The organism is Leisingera sp. M658 (assembly GCF_025144145.1).
Classification (GTDB): Bacteria; Pseudomonadota; Alphaproteobacteria; order Rhodobacterales; family Rhodobacteraceae; genus Leisingera.
Genome location: NZ_CP083546.1, coordinates 287,573 through 307,482, shown reverse-complemented (window position 1 = coordinate 307,482; position 19,910 = coordinate 287,573). Strand labels below are relative to the sequence as shown.

19 protein-coding genes and 2 pseudogenes are annotated in these 19,910 nt (G+C 58.6%); 11 read left to right on the top strand and 10 right to left on the bottom strand.

The features are described from left to right. Positions 1-21: 21 nt before the first annotated feature. The 4 genes and pseudogenes from K3724_RS23915 to K3724_RS23900 all read right to left on the bottom strand — a co-directional run bounded on the left by K3724_RS23915 (position 22) and on the right by K3724_RS23900 (position 2,592). Positions 22-1,231: pseudogene (locus K3724_RS23915) on the bottom strand (DDE-type integrase/transposase/recombinase). Positions 1,232-1,616: 385 nt separating this feature from the next. Further along, complete coding sequence (locus tag K3724_RS23910) at positions 1,617-1,802, bottom strand: hypothetical protein (protein WP_409201398.1); 186 nt, start codon at positions 1,800-1,802, stop codon at positions 1,617-1,619. 317 nt (positions 1,803-2,119) lie between these two features. Further along, positions 2,120-2,251: a hypothetical protein gene (locus K3724_RS23905; RefSeq protein ID WP_409201397.1), complete on the bottom strand. Its 132-nt coding sequence runs from the start codon at positions 2,249-2,251 to the stop codon at positions 2,120-2,122. A gap of 89 nt (positions 2,252-2,340) precedes the next feature. After that, positions 2,341-2,592, bottom strand: a complete 252-nt coding sequence (locus K3724_RS23900) for a hypothetical protein (protein ID WP_409201396.1) — start codon at positions 2,590-2,592, stop codon at positions 2,341-2,343. A gap of 317 nt (positions 2,593-2,909) precedes the next feature. Here K3724_RS23900 and K3724_RS01605 point away from each other — a divergent pair, with 317 nt between their 5' ends. Both K3724_RS01605 and K3724_RS01600 read left to right on the top strand, forming a co-directional pair. Next, positions 2,910-3,437, top strand: a complete 528-nt coding sequence (locus K3724_RS01605) for a transposase (RefSeq protein ID WP_259992537.1) — start codon at positions 2,910-2,912, stop codon at positions 3,435-3,437. A 340-nt stretch (positions 3,438-3,777) separates the two neighbouring features. Continuing rightward, positions 3,778-4,194: a transposase gene (locus tag K3724_RS01600; protein ID WP_259989438.1), complete on the top strand. Its 417-nt coding sequence runs from the start codon at positions 3,778-3,780 to the stop codon at positions 4,192-4,194. Between the two features lie 5 nt (positions 4,195-4,199). Here K3724_RS01600 and K3724_RS01595 read toward each other — a convergent pair whose 3' ends face one another. Next, positions 4,200-5,027, bottom strand: a complete 828-nt coding sequence (locus K3724_RS01595; protein ID WP_259989436.1) for a GntR family transcriptional regulator — start codon at positions 5,025-5,027, stop codon at positions 4,200-4,202. A gap of 98 nt (positions 5,028-5,125) precedes the next feature. Between K3724_RS01595 and K3724_RS01590 the strand changes: the two genes are divergently transcribed. The 7 genes from K3724_RS01590 to ehuA all read left to right on the top strand — a co-directional run bounded on the left by K3724_RS01590 (position 5,126) and on the right by ehuA (position 12,792). Further along, a complete protein-coding gene (locus K3724_RS01590) occupies positions 5,126-5,908 on the top strand; it encodes an Asp/Glu racemase (protein ID WP_259989434.1) in 783 nt (260 codons plus the stop codon). Between the two features lies 1 nt (position 5,909). Further along, positions 5,910-7,091 carry a Xaa-Pro peptidase family protein gene (locus K3724_RS01585; protein ID WP_259989432.1) on the top strand — a complete coding sequence of 394 codons (1,182 nt, stop codon included), beginning with the start codon at positions 5,910-5,912 and terminating at the stop codon, positions 7,089-7,091. 18 nt (positions 7,092-7,109) lie between these two features. Then, the gene (locus K3724_RS01580) at positions 7,110-9,566 is read left to right on the top strand and encodes an FAD-dependent oxidoreductase (protein WP_259989429.1); all 2,457 of its coding nucleotides are present in this window, start codon (positions 7,110-7,112) and stop codon (positions 9,564-9,566) included. 164 nt (positions 9,567-9,730) lie between these two features. Then, on the top strand, positions 9,731-10,573 hold the full coding sequence (locus tag K3724_RS01575) for a transporter substrate-binding domain-containing protein (protein WP_259989427.1): 843 nt from the start codon (positions 9,731-9,733) through the stop codon (positions 10,571-10,573). A gap of 66 nt (positions 10,574-10,639) precedes the next feature. Further along, complete coding sequence (ehuC, locus tag K3724_RS01570; RefSeq protein ID WP_259989425.1) at positions 10,640-11,305, top strand: ectoine/hydroxyectoine ABC transporter permease subunit EhuC; 666 nt, start codon at positions 10,640-10,642, stop codon at positions 11,303-11,305. A gap of 3 nt (positions 11,306-11,308) precedes the next feature. Continuing rightward, positions 11,309-11,974, top strand: a complete 666-nt coding sequence (ehuD, locus tag K3724_RS01565) for an ectoine/hydroxyectoine ABC transporter permease subunit EhuD (protein ID WP_259989423.1) — start codon at positions 11,309-11,311, stop codon at positions 11,972-11,974. A 2-nt stretch (positions 11,975-11,976) separates the two neighbouring features. Further along, entirely contained in the window at positions 11,977-12,792 is an 816-nt protein-coding gene (ehuA, locus tag K3724_RS01560; RefSeq protein WP_311200194.1) for an ectoine/hydroxyectoine ABC transporter ATP-binding protein EhuA, read from the top strand. A gap of 369 nt (positions 12,793-13,161) precedes the next feature. Here the strand turns inward: ehuA and K3724_RS01555 are convergent, their stop codons facing one another. Next, on the bottom strand, positions 13,162-13,446 hold the full coding sequence (locus K3724_RS01555) for a hypothetical protein (RefSeq protein WP_259989420.1): 285 nt from the start codon (positions 13,444-13,446) through the stop codon (positions 13,162-13,164). Between the two features lie 135 nt (positions 13,447-13,581). Further along, positions 13,582-14,442, bottom strand: coding sequence for a LysR family transcriptional regulator (locus K3724_RS01550; RefSeq protein ID WP_259989418.1), 861 nt, complete (start codon positions 14,440-14,442; stop codon positions 13,582-13,584). Positions 14,443-14,540: 98 nt separating this feature from the next. Between K3724_RS01550 and K3724_RS01545 the strand changes: the two genes are divergently transcribed. Together K3724_RS01545 and K3724_RS01540 are read left to right on the top strand one after the other, a co-directional pair. After that, a complete protein-coding gene (locus K3724_RS01545) occupies positions 14,541-15,632 on the top strand; it encodes an NADH:flavin oxidoreductase/NADH oxidase (protein ID WP_259989416.1) in 1,092 nt (363 codons plus the stop codon). 188 nt (positions 15,633-15,820) lie between these two features. Continuing rightward, complete coding sequence (locus K3724_RS01540; RefSeq protein ID WP_259989414.1) at positions 15,821-16,558, top strand: serine hydrolase; 738 nt, start codon at positions 15,821-15,823, stop codon at positions 16,556-16,558. A gap of 32 nt (positions 16,559-16,590) precedes the next feature. Here the strand turns inward: K3724_RS01540 and K3724_RS01535 are convergent. The 3 genes and pseudogenes from K3724_RS01535 to K3724_RS01525 all read right to left on the bottom strand — a co-directional run bounded on the left by K3724_RS01535 (position 16,591) and on the right by K3724_RS01525 (position 19,332). Continuing rightward, positions 16,591-17,752, bottom strand: a pseudogene (locus K3724_RS01535) (IS3 family transposase). 180 nt (positions 17,753-17,932) lie between these two features. Beyond that, positions 17,933-18,409 carry a hypothetical protein gene (locus K3724_RS01530; protein ID WP_259989412.1) on the bottom strand — a complete coding sequence of 159 codons (477 nt, stop codon included), beginning with the start codon at positions 18,407-18,409 and terminating at the stop codon, positions 17,933-17,935. Further along, positions 18,406-19,332: a hypothetical protein gene (locus K3724_RS01525; RefSeq protein WP_259989410.1), complete on the bottom strand. Its 927-nt coding sequence runs from the start codon at positions 19,330-19,332 to the stop codon at positions 18,406-18,408. The genes K3724_RS01530 and K3724_RS01525 overlap by 4 nt, the downstream gene beginning before the upstream one ends. Positions 19,333-19,910 lie beyond the last annotated feature (578 nt).

Genomic DNA, 19,910 nt, shown 5'->3' with positions numbered 1-19,910 from the left:
TCTATTTTGCTTTCACAGGCCTCATCCGGGGGGCAAGATGCCATGGGTCGAATGCCGGCGTTCGGCGTTGTAACAGGCCATCCGTGTACTGATCCCCGCACGGGCTTCAGAGCCGGTTTCAAAAGTGTTTAGGCAGACACATTCGCCCTTCAGGGACCGCCGCAACCGCTCAACCGTCCGGTTGCCGATCCAACGGCCCCGGCCATCCATTCACTGTCCGGCAGCGCATGTTTACATGCGCGAGAGGGCAGATACGGACATCGGCGTCTTTCCGTGCCTGCGTCCACTCAAAGCCGGTGAACTGGCTGCCCTGGCCGCTGTTCATGATCTCGGGCGCCATATCCGGCCAGCGCCTCTTTCAAAGCCCCGGCACAGAAGCCAGCCTCCATGCTGGAGAGCCGCCAGGCCAGAACCTTGCGGCTGACCCAGCCCATGACCGCTACCAGATACGAGAAAGCCCCAGCGCATCCACTGCCCGGCAGGCGATTGCAAAGCAATCTGCCGAGAGGGGGATACAGCTGATACCGGCGCACCAGACCTGGCTGGGGCGGCTGATGGCCAGCGCCTTCAAAAGCTACGGCCAGATCTTGTGCTGCGGGTGTTTCCTGCTGGTCTTCGGCGTCTGACAGACCGGAGCAAGGCGCATGAGCCGCATCAGGCGGCGCGCAGGGTGACGGCCGCATTATTGGCCCTGCCGCTGCAAATAGCGGGCCATCTGGCGGGAGCCGTACCACGGTGTCTCAAGAAATGGCCTGTCCCTCCCGGCGGATTTGCGGCAGCAAACCGCCTGCCGGGCAGCGGATGATTGTCATGAACCGCAGGTTCCCGGCGCTCTCGCCCTTTGGCGTGTGAACAAGGTTCGAACAGGCCGGCGACAGTATCTGGCACTGACGGCGAACGCTGATCTTCGGATGATCCTTTTCAATGCACATCCGCCTGTGATCCTTGCTTAACGATCCCGGGCGCGTTTCAAAAAACCGCGTTCAGCCACAGGCTGGCCGGTCTTGGAATGCAGCTTGCCGATCTCAGCCCCGTTGGATTTAGCCGCAGCGCCGGTCCTCTTGGAAAAGGCTCAGGCCATGTTCTTGATCGCCGCCCGTTTCCAGCCGCTGGCCATGTTCGGATGCGCGCCGGACGTCTTCGATAACTCTGCCAGTACCCTCTCCTCGCGGATCGCCTCAAGCGCAACTTGGGCTTTGAATGCGGGAGAAGGGTTCTTGCGTTCCGTCATTTTGGATCGTCACTTTCATCATGCGATCCATATTGGCAACTGGTCTGAATTCCCGCGACCACCTCTAGTTGGGCCGGTCGCGCCTAGCCGGGCGATCTGGAGCCCGTGGATGCTGCAGCGCATTCGAGGTCAGCATTGAGCCCAATGTATGTACCGGCTGCTGTTCGCAAGTGATCAATCGCATGTCTTCTGGAAGCCGCTGATATGCATCCGGTCTTTGTATCGGCTTCATTGTTTGCCGTGGCCCTGTTGGGAGTGCGCACGCGCCGCTGTCTCATTACTTGCCAGATCATTGATGACCATTTGGACTCTCAGACTTTGGGTGCGTCTTAATTCCGTTCCATGCAGTTGAGGTTTACGAACGTTGTTTGCGGCATTGGCCTGATCAGACCGCAGCCGCTATCTCTTGTCCTTTCCAATCAAAGTCCTTGCCGGAGCTGAGGACGCTCCAGGCGATCCGGGCGAGCTTGTTGGCCAGTGCCGCACCAAGTTTGTTGTGCTGCATCCGCATTAACGCTGCTTCCAGCCACGGACCAAAGCTGAACTTGTGCCAGTTCTTGGGGCGCATCATGATGACCTGTGCGGCCTGCACAAAGAGCATGCGCAGATAACGACTGCCCCGTTTTGTGATGTCCCCAATATCGTGCGCCCGCCGGTGCTGCTTTGCCTCGGGACCAATCCGAGCCAGGCTGCAAAGTCGCGTCCCCGGTCATAGGCCTCGCCCTCGCCAACGGCAGCAGCCATCGCCGTTGAGATCAACGGGCCAAATACCTGGGATCGTCATAAGCCGCTGGCAACCCGGCTCAGTTTCGCTGACCTCCATGATTTCAGCCGTGGTCATCTCGATCCGTTTGTCCAGCCAGATCCAGCCCTGCCGGAGGCCTAAGATCAGTTGCGCATGCGCAGGGACATCTCGCCGCTGCGATTGCCGAGGATAGCTTCAAGCGAGTTGCGCAAGGCAGGCACGCTGCGCCGGGCGGTGATATCCTGTTCGATCAGAAAGGCCCGGATCTGGTTCATCGCGGCCGTCCGCCGCGACACAAGGCGAGACCGGACGCGATGCAGAGCTTGCAGGTCAAGCTGGTCCTGCGTCTTCTCAGAAAACCGTCTTAAGATTGCGGCGCAATGCGGCCTCTGCAATCGCCTCGGCATCGTTGTAGTCGTTCTTTTGACCCTTGTTGAAAGGCTTCCATTCCAACGATACAGCGTGGCAATTGCTCAAAGGCCGCCACAAGAGCCAGCCGTTTGATCTTCTTGCGGAGAACAAGCTGACCATCGTGATCGAAACCAACCAGATGAAACACGTCCTTACCGATATCGATGCCGACAGACATCGGCTCATCAAGATCATTCTTCGCCATACTAATTCTCCATGTGCAGAAATAGGCCTAGCCGAACCTGCTGGGTGAAGCAGCCGGTACATCCCATTATTTGTACCTTAGATTTTTCTGCTGCGCGCGATCGCAGCACGAAAATCGCCGCAAACGCATCTTTTCAGCGCCGCTACGCGGCGTGAAAACCAGCCGTTCAAGCATGCTGCAGCGAGATCTGTCCCCCGAACTCCCAGGTTACGGGACGGAGCCGTCATTCGCTGCAGGCGCAGCCAGAACAGTCTTGCGCGCCCGCTTCACGCAGATTGCGTTGAAAAAGTCTTCCTTGATCTGCCTGCAGGTAATTGATGCAATTCCTGCATAGGGCGGGGGATTTGGCGATGATGGGGCAGCGACAAGAGGCACAAGGCGCGTTGTTTTACGGGTTCGCCCTGGAAGATCATGTGCCCAGGGATCACCTGCTGCGCGCAATTGATCCATTTGTTGATCTGGCCAGCATCCGCTCACGTCTTTCGGAGCACTACAGCCATACAGGCCGCCCACCCATCGATCCCGAGTTGATGATCCGGATGCTGATCGTAGGCTATTGCTTTGGCATCCGGTCAGAGAGGCGGCTTTGTGATGAGGTGCATCTGAACCTGGCTTGCCACTGGTTTTGCCGCCTGGATCTGAGCGATCGTGTGCCCGACCATTCCACCTTTTCCAAGAACTGCCATGGTCGTTTCCGCAACAGTGATCTGCCCCGTCATCTGATCGAGGATGTGGTGGCGCGATGTATCGCTGAAGGGCTTGTCGGCGGTGAAGCAATTGGGGCGGATGCATCGCTCGTCAAGGCAGATACCAGCCGCTACTGCAAGGTTGATTTTAAGGAATAACTGCCCCGGATGCGGTTGCCCGAGCAACCCAAGAATGTCCTGATACACTCGATGACAGTGCTTTTGGCGCGGCAACGCCAGTGAAGCCCAATGCGATCTCGCCATCAGATCCCGCTTCACGTTACACCAGCGCAAACGGCGACTGACCCTTTTTTAAATACAGCACAATCTATCTGGTCGACTTGGATCATGCAGTCATCGTCGATGTTGAGGCCACGGTGCCCATCCGCCAGGCCGAAGTAAGTTCCGTACGCCAGATGCTGGAGCGCAGGCGGGAGCGCTTCGATCTGTTTCCTGAACGGATACGGCCTAAGGCACCGCCGGGATGCCCGGTTGGCTGATGAAGGAACAAAGTATCGAGCCGCAAATTCCTGTTTTTGATAAACCCGCCCGCAAGGATGGAGCTTTCCCATACACTGAGTTCATCTATGATCCAGACACAGATGCCTATCAATTCCCCGGCGGCCGTGAACTGCGTCCCTACTGGCGCGACATCCCGCAAGGCAGGCCAAAATTCGACAAGGATAGGGTCAAACGTTATCAGGCCCGAAAACAGGACTGTGCCGCTTGCCCGCCAAGGCCCAAATGCACACCCTGCCGGATTGTTCGAAAGATCTCTCTATCCAAGCACAAAAGAGCCCGACAGAAGGCCCGTGAAATCGCCGCGACCGTTGCCTATGTCGCGTCGAACCGGAAGCGGAAACATAACCTTCCGGGCCCACCTTTGATGCGATTCAGTGCTCGCAAGAAGCGATGAATTGTTTAAGCTATATCTGGAGTTGGAAGATGGCGGTCCCGCACGATTGCATGGGCGGTGAATTCGGCCAGTTCGCCGCGCCAGATTTGGCGGTCAAAGCAGAACGGCCGGCCACCCGCATCATAGATCACCTGTTCCAGCTCGATCCCTGCATTATAGGTCGGCAACCCGAGCAATCCTGCCTCCTCCTCATTCAATGCGCGCATTCGGATGGAAATGTCGCCGGAATGAGGCGGCATACCGTATTCCCGCTCCATGAGCAGCGTTGTTGATTGCTGCAGGTCGTGGCTGAAAAGATCCGGAAACAAATGCGCGACGGCAAATTCCTCTTCTACAAAGGCAGGATGCCCTTTGAGCAGAAACAGCCGTGTGTACTTGTAAAGGGTGTCGCCCTCGGCCACTGCAAGCTTGGCCGCCAGGGCGGCGTCGGCTTGGGTCAGCTGTTTAGAGATCAGTTCAATCTTAAGGCCAAGTTCGCCGCTTTCTGCATGGGCAAAGAAGCTGACCGTCTTGCTGATGTCATAGGTCAGCCGCTGCGGAGAGACGAATCGGCCGCGGCGCCCGGAACTGTAGGCGAGACCTTCCTGTTCAACCGCTAAAAGTGCGCGGCGGGCGGTCATCCTGCTGATGCCGAATTGCTCGCCGATGGCTCTTTCAGAGGGCAGCGCGCTATGCTCAGGCAGCTTTCCACTGCGGATCTGATCTCGCAGGTGGTCGATAACCTTCTGAAAGGCAGGCATTTTCTTTTCCGAGGTCAGATCATTAGCGCCCATGTGTCCAGTTCCCACAACTTTATGTTTGGTATATACCAGATCATTGGTATATACCAGCAAGCGAGAGTTTCATCTCCTGACTGCATGGAGTGCCCATGGAATGCAAGGCGATGGAGCAGGGGGAAGGGCTGACGCCCGTTTTTTCTAGAGGCAGGTTTATGAACGTGGTGCCGGATATTCAGACACTGGGGTTCACAGCGGACGGCGGTCTGGGCGCAAGGGCGCGGATCGGACTGATCGTGCTGCAATCCGATCAGACGCTTGAGCATGAGTTTGCCACGCTGCTGCGGCGCAAGGATGTTGCTGTCTATCACGCGCGGATCCCGAACGAGATGGAAGTCACCTGTGGCACGCTGCGCAAGATGGAGGCCGATCTTCCGGCTGCGGCTGAGCTGCTGCCGCCGGCGTTTGAATTCGGCGCAATTGGGTATTGCTGCACATCCGGCGCTACGATGATTGGCGAAGCACGGGTGGACAGCATACTGAGCAAAGCGCATCCGAAGGCAAAAATCACCAATCCGCTGACGGCCTGCAAGGCCGCGCTTCAAGCCCTGAAGGTGAAAAAGATCGCACTGATCACCCCCTACGCCCCCGAGGTGACCACTGAAATGCGGGACAATCTGGCTGCGGCAGGGTTCGAGGTGAATGCGATTGGAACCTTCAACCAATCGGATGATTTCAAGGTCGCCCGGATTTCCTCGGACAGCATTCTGGCTGCGGTCAAGGAAGTCGGCCGGCGCGATGATTGCGATGGCGTATTTGTGTCCTGCACCAGCCTGCGGGCGCTGCCCATTATCGCTGAAGCCGAAGAAGCCCTGGGCAAGCCGGTTCTGTCCAGCAATCAAGTCACCGCCTGGCACCTTGCCCGGCTGGCAGGGCTGCGCGACAGCGTCGCCGGTGCGGGCATGCTTTTTCACACCCAATTGAAGCCTCAGGATTAAAATGATGACGGATGTGCATCCCGCCGCCGAACGCGGCTTCTCTACCAGCGAATTCGAACAGCGCACGCAAGCCGCCCAGAAGATCATGGCGGGCCTTGGGCTGGATGCGCTGCTGCTGACCACCGAGCCGGAAGTGCGCTATTTCACTGGGTTCGATACGATTTTCTGGCTCAGCCCGACACGGCCCTGGTTTGTGGTGATCCCGGCCAGCGGCGCACCCATTGCGGTGATCCCGGAAATCGGCGGTCCCAGCATGTCGCTGACCTGGGTTTCCGATATCCGCACCTGGCTGGCACCGCAGCCGGAAGATGACGGCATTTCCCTGCTGGCCGATACCCTGCGCGAGGTGATGCCCGGCGGCGGCACCCTGGGTCTGCCGATGGGGCATGAAACCCATGTGCGGATGCCCGCCGCTGACTTTCAGCGGCTACTGGGCAGGCTGGACGGCATTTCGATTGCTGACGGCGCGGATGTGGTGCGCAGCCTGCGGATGGTGAAATCACCCTCTGAAATCGCCAAGATTGCGCGCATCTGCAGTATTGCCTCCTCGGCCTTTGAAGATCTGCGGAACCATATCCGGGCAGGCGATACCGAACGCCAGGCCTTTGCCAAGTTCAAGATCGATCTGCTCCAGCAAGGCGCCGATGACGTGCCGTATCTGGTCGGCAGCTCCGGCCCCGGCGGGTTCTCGGACGTGATCAACCGGCCCACCGACCGGGTGATCGCAGACGGCGACATGCTGCTGCTGGATACCGGTTCCCTTTGGGGTGGCTACAGCTGCGACTTTGACCGGAATTATGCCTTTGGCCATGCCTCGGACGCGGCCAAATCCGCCTATGATCTGGCTTGGCGCGCAACCGAGGCCGGCCTGCAGGCGGCGCGCCCCGGCATCACCACCGCGGATCTGTGGGGCGCGATGGCCAAGGTGCTGGAGGCGGGCGGCTGCAGCGGCCATCAGATCGGCCGGATGGGCCACGGGCTGGGGATGCAGGTGACCGAATGGCCCTCGCTGATGCCCGGCGACGATACCGTTATCGAAGCGGGCATGGTGCTGACGCTTGAGCCCGGTTTCGCCTTTGGCGGCAACAAGATGATGCTGCACGAGGAAAACATTGTCATCCATGAGGATGGCGCCGAACTGCTGTCGCGCCGTGCTGCGCGCGAGCTTCCGATCATCACATAAGCCACAGGTTTCACCAGAATGACCAAACAACTCCCGTCCCACGCGCAGGTTGTCATCATCGGCGGCGGCATTCACGGCTGCTCGGTGGCCTATCATCTGGCCAAACAGGGGCTGACCGATGTTGTGCTGCTGGAGCGCAAGCAGCTGACCAGCGGCACCACTTGGCACGCAGCTGGCCTTGTGGGGCAGCTGCAGGGCAGCCATGCCACCACCGCCTTTGCCAAATACGGTATTGAGCTGCTGGAAGAGATCGAGGCGGAAACCGGTCAGAACCCGGGCTACCGGCGGTCGGGCTCAATCTCGGTTGCGGTGAACGATGAACGGATGGCCGAGCTGAAGCGCAAGGCGGATTTTGCGGCGCTGTTCGGGATCGAGGCGCAGTATCTGGAAACCGCCGAAATCCTGGAACGCTGGCCGCTGATGAACCCCGACGGCGTGCTGGGCGGTATCTATATGCCCAGCGACGGCTCTGCCAACCCGGTGGATCTGACCACGGCGCTGGCCAAGGGCGCGCGGATGCGCGGTGCCAAGATCTTTGAGAACATCAAAGTCGAAGAAGTTCTGACCCGTGACAGCAAGGCCGTTGGCGTGCGCACCGATCAGGGCACGACCAGCGCCGATTACGTGGTGAACTGCGGCGGCATGTGGGCGCGGGAATTGGGCCGGCAGAACGGTGTTGGCGTGCCGCTGCACGCCTGCGAGCATTACTATCTGGTAACCGAAGCAATTGAAAACCTGCCCAGCGACCTGCCGGTGCTGCGCTCCTACTGTGACGGCACATATTGGAAGGAAGACGCCGGCAAGCTGCTGTTCGGCTTTGCCCATTTCCAGGCCAAACCCTGGGGCATGAAAGGCATTTCCGAGGACTTCGAGTTCGACAGCCTGCCGTTTGTCGAGGACGATGTGATGGAGGTGCTGGAACTGGCAATGAACCGGGTGCCGCTGCTGCAGGAAACCGGTATCCGCACCTTCTTTAACGGGCCGGAAAGCTATTCCTATGACGGCCGTTTCATCCTGGGGCAGGCACCGGACATCCCGAACTATTTTGTGCTGGGCGGGGTGAACTCCACCGGGATCCAGTCGGGTTCCGGCGCGGGCCGGGCCTTGGCGCAATGGATCATCGACGGGCATCCGCCGATCGACCTCAGCGAAATGGACCCCAAGCGCTGCGAGGAGTTCCAGGCGCGTGACCCTTATCTGCAGGAACGCTGCCCGGAAACGCTGGTGCTGACCTATGCGATGCATTGGCCGAACCGCCAGCGCGAGACCGTCCGCAACCTGCGCCGCACGCCGTTCTATCACCCGATGAAGGCCCGCGGCGCCTGTTTCACCGAGGCCCAGGGCTGGGAACGCCCCGGCTGGTTCGCGCCCGAAGGGGTTGAGCCGAAGTACGAATACAGCTTTGGACGCCAGAACTGGTTCCCGCATGTGCAGGAGGAACAGAAAGCCGCGCGTGAAGCGGTTGCGATGATCGACTACACCATGCTGGGCAAGCTGATGGTCGAGGGCCGCGACGCCGAAAACTTCCTGCAGCGGGTCTGCACCAACAACATGGCAATGGCCAATGGCCGGGTTGCCTATACGCTTATGCTGAACGAACGCGGCGGCATCGAAAGCGATGTCACGGTTGCGCGTCATGGCGGCGACAGCTTTATGGTGATGAGCTCAATCTCGCACACCCGGCGCGACTATCTGCATCTGCGCGACCTGATCCAGCCGGACGAAGATGTGCGCCTGCGCGATGCGACAACTGCCTATGGCGTGCTGGGGATCATGGGACCGAAGAGCCGCGAACTGCTGCAGGCCGTCAGCGATGCCGACGTGTCGCACGAAGCGTTCCCGTTCAACAGCTCGCAGCATTTCCACATTGGCCACGCGTCGGTGTTTGCGCAGCGTCTGTCCTATTCCGGCGAGTTGGGCTGGGAAATCTTCATCACCCCGGATTTCGCTGAGCATGTGTTCGAAGTTCTGATGCAGGCCGGTGAACAGTTCGGCCTCCGCCTGATCGGCGGCGAGGCGCTGAATGCGCTGCGGCTGGAAAAGGGCTTTGTCCACTGGGGCCACGATATGGCCTATACCGAAGCACCGCATCAGATGGGCATGGAATTTGTCTGCAAGGCCAAGAAGCCCATCCCGTTTATCGGCCGCGATGCCTATCTGGCGCGCAAGGCGGAAAACAAGGGGCCGTTCCTGTGCTCGGTCAAACTGCGCGATCCCGGACCGCTGCTGCATCACAACGAACCTGTTCTACGGGACGGCAAGATTGCGGGCTACGTGACCGCCGGCGCCTGGGGACAGACGGTCGGGGCGGCTGTCGGCCTGTGCCTGCTGAACCTGCCGGACGGCGAAACAGACAAGGCAGCGGTGGAGAACGGCCAATTCACGGTCCTGGTGGAGGGCGAAAGCATCGAGGCTGATGTCAGCCTGACCCCGTTCTATGACCCGCAAAGCAAACGGATGCTGTCCGGCGCCTAAGGGCGCCCGGCACCAAGGAGGAGTTCACGGTCCTGATGCACATCCCCGGTGTCCCGCTCTCATCACCGGCTAAAGCTCAGGACCGTGGCAATGGAGATGCCGCCCCAGCCAAACAACAGGCGCGGGTTCCATATCGAAGACAGGTTAAATTCTGGGAGGAAACCATGACTTACAAACTACTCAACACTCTGGGCGCAGCGGCAGTTGCAACCGTGGTCAGCTCGATTGCGGCGTTGGCCGGGCCGATTGATGACCGGATTGCTGCGGGTGAGCCGCTCCGCATCGGCTTCTCCAATATCCCAATCTGGGGCTACCCGGACGAGAACGGCGACGCCAAGGGGTTTGTGAACGAGATTGCCGTCGGCATCCTGGAAAAGATGGGTCACGACAACGTCGAGGCCACCGTCACCGACTGGGGCGGTCTGATCCCTGGCTTGCAGGCGAACCGCTATGACATGATCACCGGCGGTCTTTATATCCTCAACAGCCGCTGCGAGAACATTGCCTTCTCCGAGCCGATTGCACAATCCGGTGACGCCTTCATCGTTCCGGCCGGCAATCCCAAGGGGATCCAGACCTATCAGGATATCCTGTCCGCCGAAGCGGTGCTGGCTGCCGGATCCGGCTACAACACCGTGGAGGCCGCCAAGAAGGAAGGACTGACCGACGCGATGATCATGCAGGTGCCAGGGCCCACTGAAATGCTCGCAGCCGTTAAGGCCGGCCGCGCGGATGCTGCCGGCATGACCTATTTCGAAGCCGCGCATCTGGCCGATAGCGACGAGGCCGTCGATGTGACCGATCCCAGCGCGCTGCCGGAATGGACGCTGAACTGGGTCGGCGTTGGCTTCCGTGATGCGGATAGTGATTTCCTGGCCGAGTTCAACAAAGCGCTGGCAGGCTACATCGGTTCCGAGGAGATGATGCAGACCGTCGCTAAGTACGGCTACACCGAAAGCACCCTGCCCGGTGACAAGACCACCGAATGGACCTGCGCGAACCGCTGATCCGGCTGTGCGGCGGCGCCTTGGGTGCCGCCGCCTGAAATTCTCCTCGTGCAATACGGATTACTGATGGGTTTTTACGAATTCCTGGTCCAGTACTGGCCGCGGCTCCTGTCTGGAACGGGCGTTACTTTGGTACAGTTCCTGCTTGCTGCTGCAATCGGCATCGCGATCTCGCTCTGCATGGGCCTGATGAAGCTTTCGCAGAACCGGTTGCTGCATGGTGCAGCTGTCACCTATATCGAAATCTTCCGCGGCACCTCGCTTGTGGTCCAGCTCTACTGGATCTTCTTTGTCCTGCCGTTGTTCGGCCTGACGATTGAAAAATTCACTGCCGGCTATCTGGCGGTGGGCATGAACATCGGCGCTTACGGGGCGGAACTGGTGCGCGGCGGCATCCTGTCGGTACCTAAGGGCCAGTGGGAGGCGGCGCTTGCCATTAACATGAGCCCGGCGCAGCGGATGCGGCGGATTATCCTGCCGCAGGCGCTTGTCAGCATGCTGCCGCCCTGGGGCAACCTGATGATCGAGCTGTTGAAAGGCACCGCGCTGGTCTCGCTGATCTCGGTTGCCGACCTTATGTTCGAATCCCGCCAGATCAACGCCTCGACCTTCCTGTCGGCGCAAGTCTTTGGCGCGGCACTGGTCATCTATTACATCCTGGCCCGCTTTTTCGTGACGCCGTTCATGCGCTGGCTGGAACGCCACATGGCGCGCAAGATGGGGAGGGCGTAAGCCATGTTTGACTGGCAATGGGATTTCACCTGGGAGATTCTACCCCGCCTGATCACTGCCACCGGCAACACGCTGGTTGCGGCCCTCGCGGGCTATGCGATTGCGGTAGTGCTGGGCATGGCCCTGGCACTGGCGCAGCGGACCCCCTCCAAAGCGGTGACCTTTGCGGTGCGGGAATTCGTCGAGTTCATCCGCTCTACCCCGCTGATCCTGCAGATCTTCTTTGTGTTCTATGTAGGACCGCAGTTCGGCATCCGGCTCAGCCCGTGGATGTCCGGCATGATCGCCATCGGCCTGCATTATGCCTGCTACCTGTCTGAGGTCTTTCGCGGCGGTATTGAAAGCGTGCCGAAAGGCCAGTGGGAGGCGGCAATCGCGCTCAACATGTCCACCGCGCAGAAGTACCGCCGGGTAATTATTCCGCAGGCCATCCCGCCCGCTCTGTCGGGCATGGGCAACTACCTGGTTGGCATCTTCAAGGACACGCCGATGCTGTCGGTGATCGGGGTTGCCGAGCTTATCCATACCGCCAATGCCATCGGTTCGGAAAACTACCGCTTTCTGGAGCCTTACACGATGGTCGGCATCATCTTTCTGGCAATCTCCCTGCCGGCAGCGGGCCTGATCCGGCTGTTCGAAGGGTATGTGCGCCGCAAACTGGGACTGTAACGATGCTGGACAATACTGGCTTTCCGCTTGAAATCACCGGTGAAGACACGCCGATGGTGAGCTTTCGCAAGGTGAACAAATCCTATGGGGCGCTCACTGTGCTGGACGACCTCGATCTCGACGTCGCGGCAGGGGAAATGGTCTCGATCATCGGTCCCTCCGGCTCGGGCAAGACCACCGTGCTGCGGATGCTGATGACGCTTGAGCAGATCAACGGCGGGGTGATCTATGTGGACGGCAAGCCGCTGACGCAAATGCCCAAGGGCGGCCAGCTGGTGCCTGCCAGCGAACGCCACCTGCGCAGCCGCCGCGCCGACATCGGCATGTGCTTTCAGCACTTCAACCTGTTCCCGCATATGACAGCGTTGGAAAACTGCATGGAAGGGCCGGTGCAGGTCCTGGGCCTGTCCAAGGCCGAGGCACGTGATCGTTCAGAAGAATTGCTGGAACTGGTCGGCATGATCTCCAAGAAGGATCAGCATCCCTCGCGCCTGTCGGGCGGCCAGCAGCAGCGGGTGGCGATTGCCCGCGCACTGGCGATGCGGCCCAAGGTGATGCTGTTCGACGAGGTCACCTCGGCCTTAGACCCGGAGGTGATCGGCGAGGTGACCAACGTGATCCGCCAGCTGGTATCGGAACATAACCTGACCATGCTGATGGTGACTCACCAGATGGGTTTTGCCCGCGATATCTCGGACCGGGTATGCTTCTTTTATGGCGGCAAGATCGAGGAGCAGGGCCCGCCCGCGCAACTGTTCGGCAACCCGCAGCGGGAGCGGACACAGCAATTCCTGAGCGCAGTGCGGGAAGCGGTCTGAGAACCAGAGCGGGTTTCCCGAGCAAGTGGTTAAAGCGGCGGGTCTGCCCGGCGAGCAGACCTTTGATCTTGGCAAATGCAGCGTGGCACTTGCGCGGCTGGTCTAGTGAAGCTGCACGGCCGCGGCCAAAGGTGAGGTGAACGATAGCTCGGGGCCGGCCAGGTTTCGAAGGGCGCCGGCAGCTCGAAACTTTGCAGCGGCAGCTTCCTGCGCAAAACGGATGTAGGAAGATACTCAAGCAAAGCTTGCAAGGATGGCGGCTGGCAACGTAGCCACAAGTTATTGAACTTGAATGAAACAGTGTCCAAATCCTGCTCCCGCAACCAACGTTTCCAACCAAGCCTCCGCAAAATGCGGGGGCTTTTTCGATTACGGCTGCCCCAAAGCCATCAGCCCTGCCAATTCCCCAACAAGTTCAAGCTGATGCCCGCCTGGCGCAGTACCGTCCGGAACCATCCGCACCTCCGAAATCAGCGCCTGCAGCGACGCCGTCGCCTCCCGCCGCACTTCTGGCGCGTTCAGGGCGCCGGCAAGATCTTCGATCAGCACCCGGCACCGCGCCGGCAGTCTCGGATGCAGCCGCAGGGCTGAGGGTTCCGGGGTGTCCGCGATGACCGCCTCCAGGCGGACCTTCTCTCCCTCCAGCTCAGACATCTTGGGCGCGAAAGAGTTGTGCCGCACGCAATGCTTCTGCAATGCGACCTTCTACAAGTGGCGATCGAAGTATGGCGGACTGCAATGGTAGGCTAATGGGCTTCAGCGGCTCGCCCGCGCGCCTGAAGACAGTCTTTAGCCCCTGGCGCTGTGCAGCCAATTCAGGAACGCCGCCTTCCCGCCGTCCAAATCACCGGAATTCGACAGCACATAATAGGCGCCCTCCTCCCGGTCGGGCCAGAGATCCTGCAGGTCGCCGCGTTCGATGTCATCCTGCACCCAGTCGCAAACGGTATAGGCAACCGCCTCTCCGCGTTTAAGGGCCTCGATAATCAAATTCCCCGGCATTTCGGACAGGCGTGCGGGGCTGTGGCCGGCGGCCCCATGCCGGTTGAACCAATCCTGCGCATCTGACGTGCCGGCCTCTTGCAGCCAATTGAGCTGAGCAAGCGCTGGTATATCCGCAGGAAACGCGCCGCTTAACCCGGGTGCGCCCAACACATTCAGCGAGACGTTCAGAAGCGGTTCAATTCCAGCAGGAAGTGCGTTCCGGTGGCAGAACCGGATAGCGACGTCGAAATCGGATTGGTTCAGCGGAACGGCGATACTGGACAAATCCAGCTGAAACGAAATGTCAGGGTGCAGGAGCTGGAACTCGGAAATTTTCGGCATCAGCCAATGCGACGCGAAGCTGGGGGATGTGGTTATCCTGATAACCCGCGGGCGGTTGTGCTTTGCAACCAGGTCTACTCCCCGGCGGATCCTGGAAAAGCCTTCACTGAGCGCTCTCGACAAGATCTGCCCTTCCTCGGTCAGCAAAACACCGCGCCCATGTTTCTGGACCAGCGGCTTGTTCAGGTATTTCTCAAGTTTCCTCACCTGCTGGGACACCGCTGCAGAGGTGACGTTAAGGCGGCGCGCAGCTTCCGCAAAGCTGCCGGTTTCGGCAAGCTGCGCAAAGGCCTTGAGCGTATTGAGTGGCGGGAGATGTTTCATTGCATAGAAAAGCTAACCTGTTTGACAGGCTAATTCACTAGGCGCAGCAGCAGGAATCGTCAATAAAGACGGAAATTCCGGCACCTGCGAGGCATATCATGAGCGCACTGTTTTCCAGCTTCGAAATCAAGAACGTTAAGTTCAAGAACCGGATCGGCATGTCGCCGATGTGCCAGTATTCCTCTAGGGACGGGGTGGCGTCGGATTGGCACATGGTCCATCTGGGCGCGCGTGCTGTTGGCGGTGCCGGGCTGATTATGGCCGAATGCACCGCAGTCTCTCCCGAGGGGCGGATTTCCAATGGTTGCGCCGGCCTCTGGAATGAGCAGCAGGCGGAGCGCCTGGCACCCATCGTGGCCTTTCAAAAGTCCTTTGGGGCGGTCACCGGCATCCAGATTTCGCATTCCGGGCGCAAAGGAAGCGCCGCGACGGCGTTGGAAGGGGGAAGCCATATCAGCGAGGCTGAGGGCGGCTGGGAAACGGTTGCCCCGACTGACAGCGCTTTCGATCCCGATGGCACGCGCCTTTGGAAAGCCCCGCGCGCGCTCCAGGCCTCTGAAATTGAAGAGGTTCAAGGTCAGTTCGTCAACTCCGCTAGAATGGCACTGCTGGCTGGGTATGATCTGCTCGAAGTTCACTGCGCGCATGGCTATTTGCTGCATTCCTTTCTCACCCCCCTGGTCAACCAGCGCAGCGATGCTTACGGCGGAGACCTGCGCGGAAGGGCGCGGCTGCTTTTGGAAACGGTCGAAAAGGTCCGTGCCGTTTGGCCAGAAGACAGGGTGCTGGCGGTGCGGCTCTCGGTGGATGACTTTGCGGCGGGCGGCCTGACAACCGAAGACGTCTCGCAGGTCGGGCAATGGCTGAAAGAGAGCGGCGTGGATATCCTCGACTGTTCTGGCGGCGGTGCTGTCCCGGAAGCACGCGGCGCAATTGGCAACCGTACGGCGGAACAGCCAGGGATGGCCGGGGAAATCCGGCGCGGCTCAGGCCTTCCGGTAATGGCGGTTGGCGGGATTTCCGATCCCCATCAGGCTGAAACGCTGGTCTCCAGCCAGACCGCCGATATAGTGCTGCTCGGCCGCGCGATGATGCGCAATCCGCATTGGCCCTTTCACGCGGCCAAAGCGCTTGAAGCGGAGGCACGGCATGTCTTGGCAGAGCAATACGGCTTCTTTGTCGGCAGATAACGACGTCCTTAGCGATGTGTCTTAACGATCGGTGGACGTCGGCTTAGCGCCGTTCACGCCCTGCCGCACATGCAAAAGTCTGCCAGGTGGCCGTGACAGCAATGGGCTCCCACCAGCCTAAGCCTACTTCAGCGGGCGGCAGGATCGAGCCCATTGTGGCGATTGCACCAACAAGGTTACTAGGACCGATGAATAAGAACCAAGAAATCTTCTCCCATCGTGAAACCGGCCCCAATTTGAGTGTTCAACGAAGCTCGGGCGCAGAGGTTTTTCCTTATTGGAGTTTTACCAAAACCGTAGTCGCAATCTGTGCCTTAAAGATCGTGGAACTGGGCAAGCTCGATCTGGACGAACATCTCGCAGACCATGACTTCTCGCTTCGCCAATTACTGAATCACACCGCTGGCTTGCCGGACTACTATTCCCTGCCGGGCTACAGGAAAGCGGTTGCGAATGATGAAGAACCTTGGCCTGCTGAGCACCTGTTCAATGCCACGATGGCGCAAGGCAGTTTGTTTACACCGGGTGAAGGCTGGGCCTATTCAAACCTTGGTTACATGCTGGCCCGCGATTTAATTGAAGACGTCGCTGGTTCGTCATTCTCCAACCTTGTCAGTGAGATGATCTGCGACCCTCTCGGGCTGGACAGCATTGAGCTTGCGACGGCTAGAAAACACCTCTCACGCGTTCACTGGGATGGAGCAAAGAGGTATCATCCAGGATGGGTATATCATGGATGTCTTACTGGAACTGCTGCAGACGCTGCACGGCTATTACATGCTCTGTTTACGGGAAGGTTGCTCAATGCGGTTACGCTTGAACAGATGCTGATCCGTCATCCTCTTGGCGGCGCTATTGAAGGTCGGCCTTGGACGAAATGTGGCTATGCATCTGGCCTTATGAGCGGCCGGTGCGGGAGGGTCTGACCTAGCCCCACTTGAGTGGTCCAAATTGAAAGTTAGTGCATGGTTGGCCTTTGGTCTATCAGGACGATGGCCTCTGGCGCAGGCGGGCGGTAGCCCAGAGCACTGTGGGGCCTTTTGGTGTTGTAGTGTTTTCTCCAGCTTTCGATAATGATCTGGGCCTCGCGTAGCGAATAGAAGATTTCACCATTCAGCAATTCATCTCGCATCCGCCCATTGAAGCTCTCGCAGTATCCGTTCTCCCAGGGCGATCCAGGCTCGATGTATGCGGTTTTGGCCCCGACAGCTTTGATCCAGCCTCTGACGGCCTCAGCAATGAACTCAGGGCCATTGTCCGACCGAATGTATGCTGGTACGCCACGTAGGATAAACAGGTCCGTCAGTGCATCGATGACCTCGTTTGCATTCAGCTTCCGCTTCACTCGGATCGCAAGGCATTCCCGGCTGTGTTCGTCCAGGATGTTCAATGTTCTGAAAGCCCTGCCATCATCCGTTCGGTGATGAACAAAGTCGTACGACCAGACGTGGTTGCGATATTCGGGACGCAGCCGGACACATGATCCGTCGTTGAGCCAGAGCCGTCCCCTCCTGGGCTGCTTCATTGGAACCTTCAGCCCCTCCCGCCGCCATAAACGTTCGACACGTTTATCATTCACCCGCTGCCGGCAGGCGGTGTTTACACCGCCGAGAGGGGCCAGCCAGCGTCCCGCAGCAGGGCCGCAACCCGGCGGTAGCCGTATCGGCCGTATTGACGTGTCAGCTCGATCATATCGGCGACCAGGCGTTCCTCATCAGCACGCCCTTGAGGCAATTGCCGCTGTGTGGACCGGTGCTGGCCCAGAACGCGGCAAACGCGACGCTCGGAAACCTTCATTTGGCTGCGCACATGATCAATGCAGGACCGGCGGCGGGAGGGGCTCAGAAGTTTCCCTTTGCGGCCTCGGACAGGATCAATTTGTCCAGTGTCAGGTCCGAAACCGCCCGGCGAAGCCGCTCGTTTTCCTTCTGCAGCCGCTTTAGTTCTTTAAGCTGTTCCGTGCCCATTCCGCCGTACTTCTTCTTCCAGCGATAGTAGGTCTGTTCCGTAACGCCGATCTGACGGATCGCGTCTATGCGGGGCATGCCTTGCCCCATCAAGACTTCAACCTGCCGTAACTTCACGACAATCTCTTCAGGCTTGGGCCTCTTGGTCGCCATCTATGGTCCTCCGTTTCCTAATCATAGGGGCGGACCACTTCTTTGGGGGAGGCTCAAGGGTAGTAGATTTTCCTGATGTATTGTCAGCCTGAATGACGTTGAGGCCAGACGACAATGGGACATCAACACCATATGTATTCTCAGCGGTTATCGACCGGAGCCTAATGTGCCGGATTTGGATCATAGAAGGCGTTTTCCTACCAATAACATTTTCTGAACAATTCCCTCGGTGATTTTCACGGCTAGCCCTTTCATAAAAGGCCTTTCATCGACCAGCACATCGCCAATGGAATCAATTTCTTTTGCCGCTTCTATCCCTTTTTCGGTCAGGGAGAGTGTTGTCCGATTGCTGCTGACAGACCAATCAGCGAAGCCTTCTCCAACGAGAAAGTCGAGAGCGCGTGTAAATGCCGGCTCCACGCGCAAACGCCACGTGTATGCTGGTATTCTTTCTTCCAATATCGCCTCGAGTTTTTCTCGCGACGCCTGTGAGCGAAGGGCGTCGTTAAGGACATGCAGTTTGGCAAATGAGGCTTTTTTCCCGCGTGAATGAAACAAGGCTAGAAGGGTGACAGATATACGCCAAGATATCCGCATATCCCCCGCGCAGGGTTTGGGACGCTCCCTGAAGACAAAGCTGGAGTCAGGGTCGTTCATTGCGATGAACCTTTCGCGGATGCTGTGAAGTCGAGTGGGCACTCGATAAGCCACGTTCCGATCTGTCCCATCGCAATCGCGCGGATGGCATTCGTCTCCAAAGTTGGGAGTGCAGAAACAAGTGCCTGATACAATCGATCTTGCTCGCCGGTCAGGAGATCCCCGGCTGGCCCTGATACGGTACCGGACGTTTCGAGCCGGTCTTCTTCCAGGACGATGGCCGTCGTTGCCTTTTCCCAGAGTTCGGGTACGTCACGTTTCAATTTCTCGAGAGCATTCTCAGCTCTGATATGAGTGCTAATGAATCGGTGCTTCCTCCTAACCGCTTGGTCTGGTTCGAGCTGCGGAAACCCGCGTCCAATTTTTTGATCCAGCACCTCATCAATTGCATTGCCGGTATCCGCTATTTCGTCAGCGTCCGGAGTTTTCAGGTCTAGGCTGGCACCGCACGCTTCCAACCTGATCTTCTCAATCTCCCTCGAGAAATCCTCCTGACAGTGAACAAGCCCACGGAAATCAGCGTCCAGAAAGGGCAAACCTGTTTCATGAATTTCGTGTGCTTTGTTTGCTACCGTTGTCACGACGTCTTTGTCATCCAAGAACGGGCACAACAATATCCAACGGCGCACTTTGGTACCGCTCAGTAGCTTCGAGATTTTGTCTTGGTTTTTTGTCAGCTTATTGAGATCACGATTGGCTTTTGCACGCATGGCGCTCGCTGCTTTGCTGGTATCTCCGGTCTCCTCAGGTGCGTAGCTCTGGTAAACGCACCCGTCGGTAGTGATGCATTCGATGCCAAGATCACCGTTCACGCGAGCCGGTATCGGCTGCACATTTTCAGCGCCATGACGTTCCCGGACAAGCCGTAAGCTGAACTGCTCCCATTCGGTTCCGTCCCAGTCACGCGGATATTTTTCAATCATGTTGCGGAGATACTCGCAGTGGTTGCGTCACTATGTTCTTGGCGCTGTCAATACGTCAAGATTTAACTTCCTCGCCTCACATGCTACATGGCTTGGTCGCCTTTCAGAAGCGAAACCGCTCGGAGCGGACTTCCGTTTTCCGAAGGGATCGGACATTTCAACCAAGTTTTCCAAGAAGAAGTTGGTTGCTTCTGATTTCTACTCGCTTTTTGGATGACCGCTTTGCGGAAGCTGCGCCGCAGCATCAATTACCGGCTTCGACGGCAGTTGGCCGAGGTTGCCGTTCATGGCCGTCGGCAATAGCCATGGTGTCTACTGGCTAAAGACCCCGGACATTTCTTACTTCCTTATTTTTGATGAGGGGGGGGTAGGTCCAAGGTTTTTTACTTGGAACTGCTCTTGCCGCTCTTGCATATTCGCCGAAGCGTCATATCTGCGAACCATCAGGGCCGATGCAAAATACCGCATCGCAAAAAGAGCCGCCTGTACACTCAGGAGCCGAACCGTCGGATCAACCGATGGCCGCTGACCCAACCCCCGCTTTCGCGGAGGAGGTCTTCGGCGTGCGGTTCACGAGA

Coding starts and splice junctions, on each gene's coding strand:
- K3724_RS23910 (WP_409201398.1), bottom strand. CDS start 1,802: ATGATGCGCCCCAAGAACTGGCACAAGTTCAGCTTTGGTCCGTGGCTG.
- K3724_RS23905 (WP_409201397.1), bottom strand. CDS start 2,251: ATGAACCAGATCCGGGCCTTTCTGATCGAACAGGATATCACCGCCCGG.
- K3724_RS23900 (WP_409201396.1), bottom strand. CDS start 2,592: ATGGCGAAGAATGATCTTGATGAGCCGATGTCTGTCGGCATCGATATC.
- K3724_RS01605 (WP_259992537.1), top strand. CDS start 2,910: ATGCAATTCCTGCATAGGGCGGGGGATTTGGCGATGATGGGGCAGCGA.
- K3724_RS01600 (WP_259989438.1), top strand. CDS start 3,778: ATGAAGGAACAAAGTATCGAGCCGCAAATTCCTGTTTTTGATAAACCC.
- K3724_RS01590 (WP_259989434.1), top strand. CDS start 5,126: ATGAACGTGGTGCCGGATATTCAGACACTGGGGTTCACAGCGGACGGC.
- K3724_RS01585 (WP_259989432.1), top strand. CDS start 5,910: ATGATGACGGATGTGCATCCCGCCGCCGAACGCGGCTTCTCTACCAGC.
- K3724_RS01580 (WP_259989429.1), top strand. CDS start 7,110: ATGACCAAACAACTCCCGTCCCACGCGCAGGTTGTCATCATCGGCGGC.
- K3724_RS01575 (WP_259989427.1), top strand. CDS start 9,731: ATGACTTACAAACTACTCAACACTCTGGGCGCAGCGGCAGTTGCAACC.
- ehuC (WP_259989425.1), top strand. CDS start 10,640: ATGGGTTTTTACGAATTCCTGGTCCAGTACTGGCCGCGGCTCCTGTCT.
- ehuD (WP_259989423.1), top strand. CDS start 11,309: ATGTTTGACTGGCAATGGGATTTCACCTGGGAGATTCTACCCCGCCTG.
- ehuA (WP_311200194.1), top strand. CDS start 11,977: ATGCTGGACAATACTGGCTTTCCGCTTGAAATCACCGGTGAAGACACG.
- K3724_RS01555 (WP_259989420.1), bottom strand. CDS start 13,446: ATGTCTGAGCTGGAGGGAGAGAAGGTCCGCCTGGAGGCGGTCATCGCG.
- K3724_RS01550 (WP_259989418.1), bottom strand. CDS start 14,442: ATGAAACATCTCCCGCCACTCAATACGCTCAAGGCCTTTGCGCAGCTT.
- K3724_RS01545 (WP_259989416.1), top strand. CDS start 14,541: ATGAGCGCACTGTTTTCCAGCTTCGAAATCAAGAACGTTAAGTTCAAG.
- K3724_RS01540 (WP_259989414.1), top strand. CDS start 15,821: ATGAATAAGAACCAAGAAATCTTCTCCCATCGTGAAACCGGCCCCAAT.
- K3724_RS01530 (WP_259989412.1), bottom strand. CDS start 18,409: ATGAACGACCCTGACTCCAGCTTTGTCTTCAGGGAGCGTCCCAAACCC.
- K3724_RS01525 (WP_259989410.1), bottom strand. CDS start 19,332: ATGATTGAAAAATATCCGCGTGACTGGGACGGAACCGAATGGGAGCAG.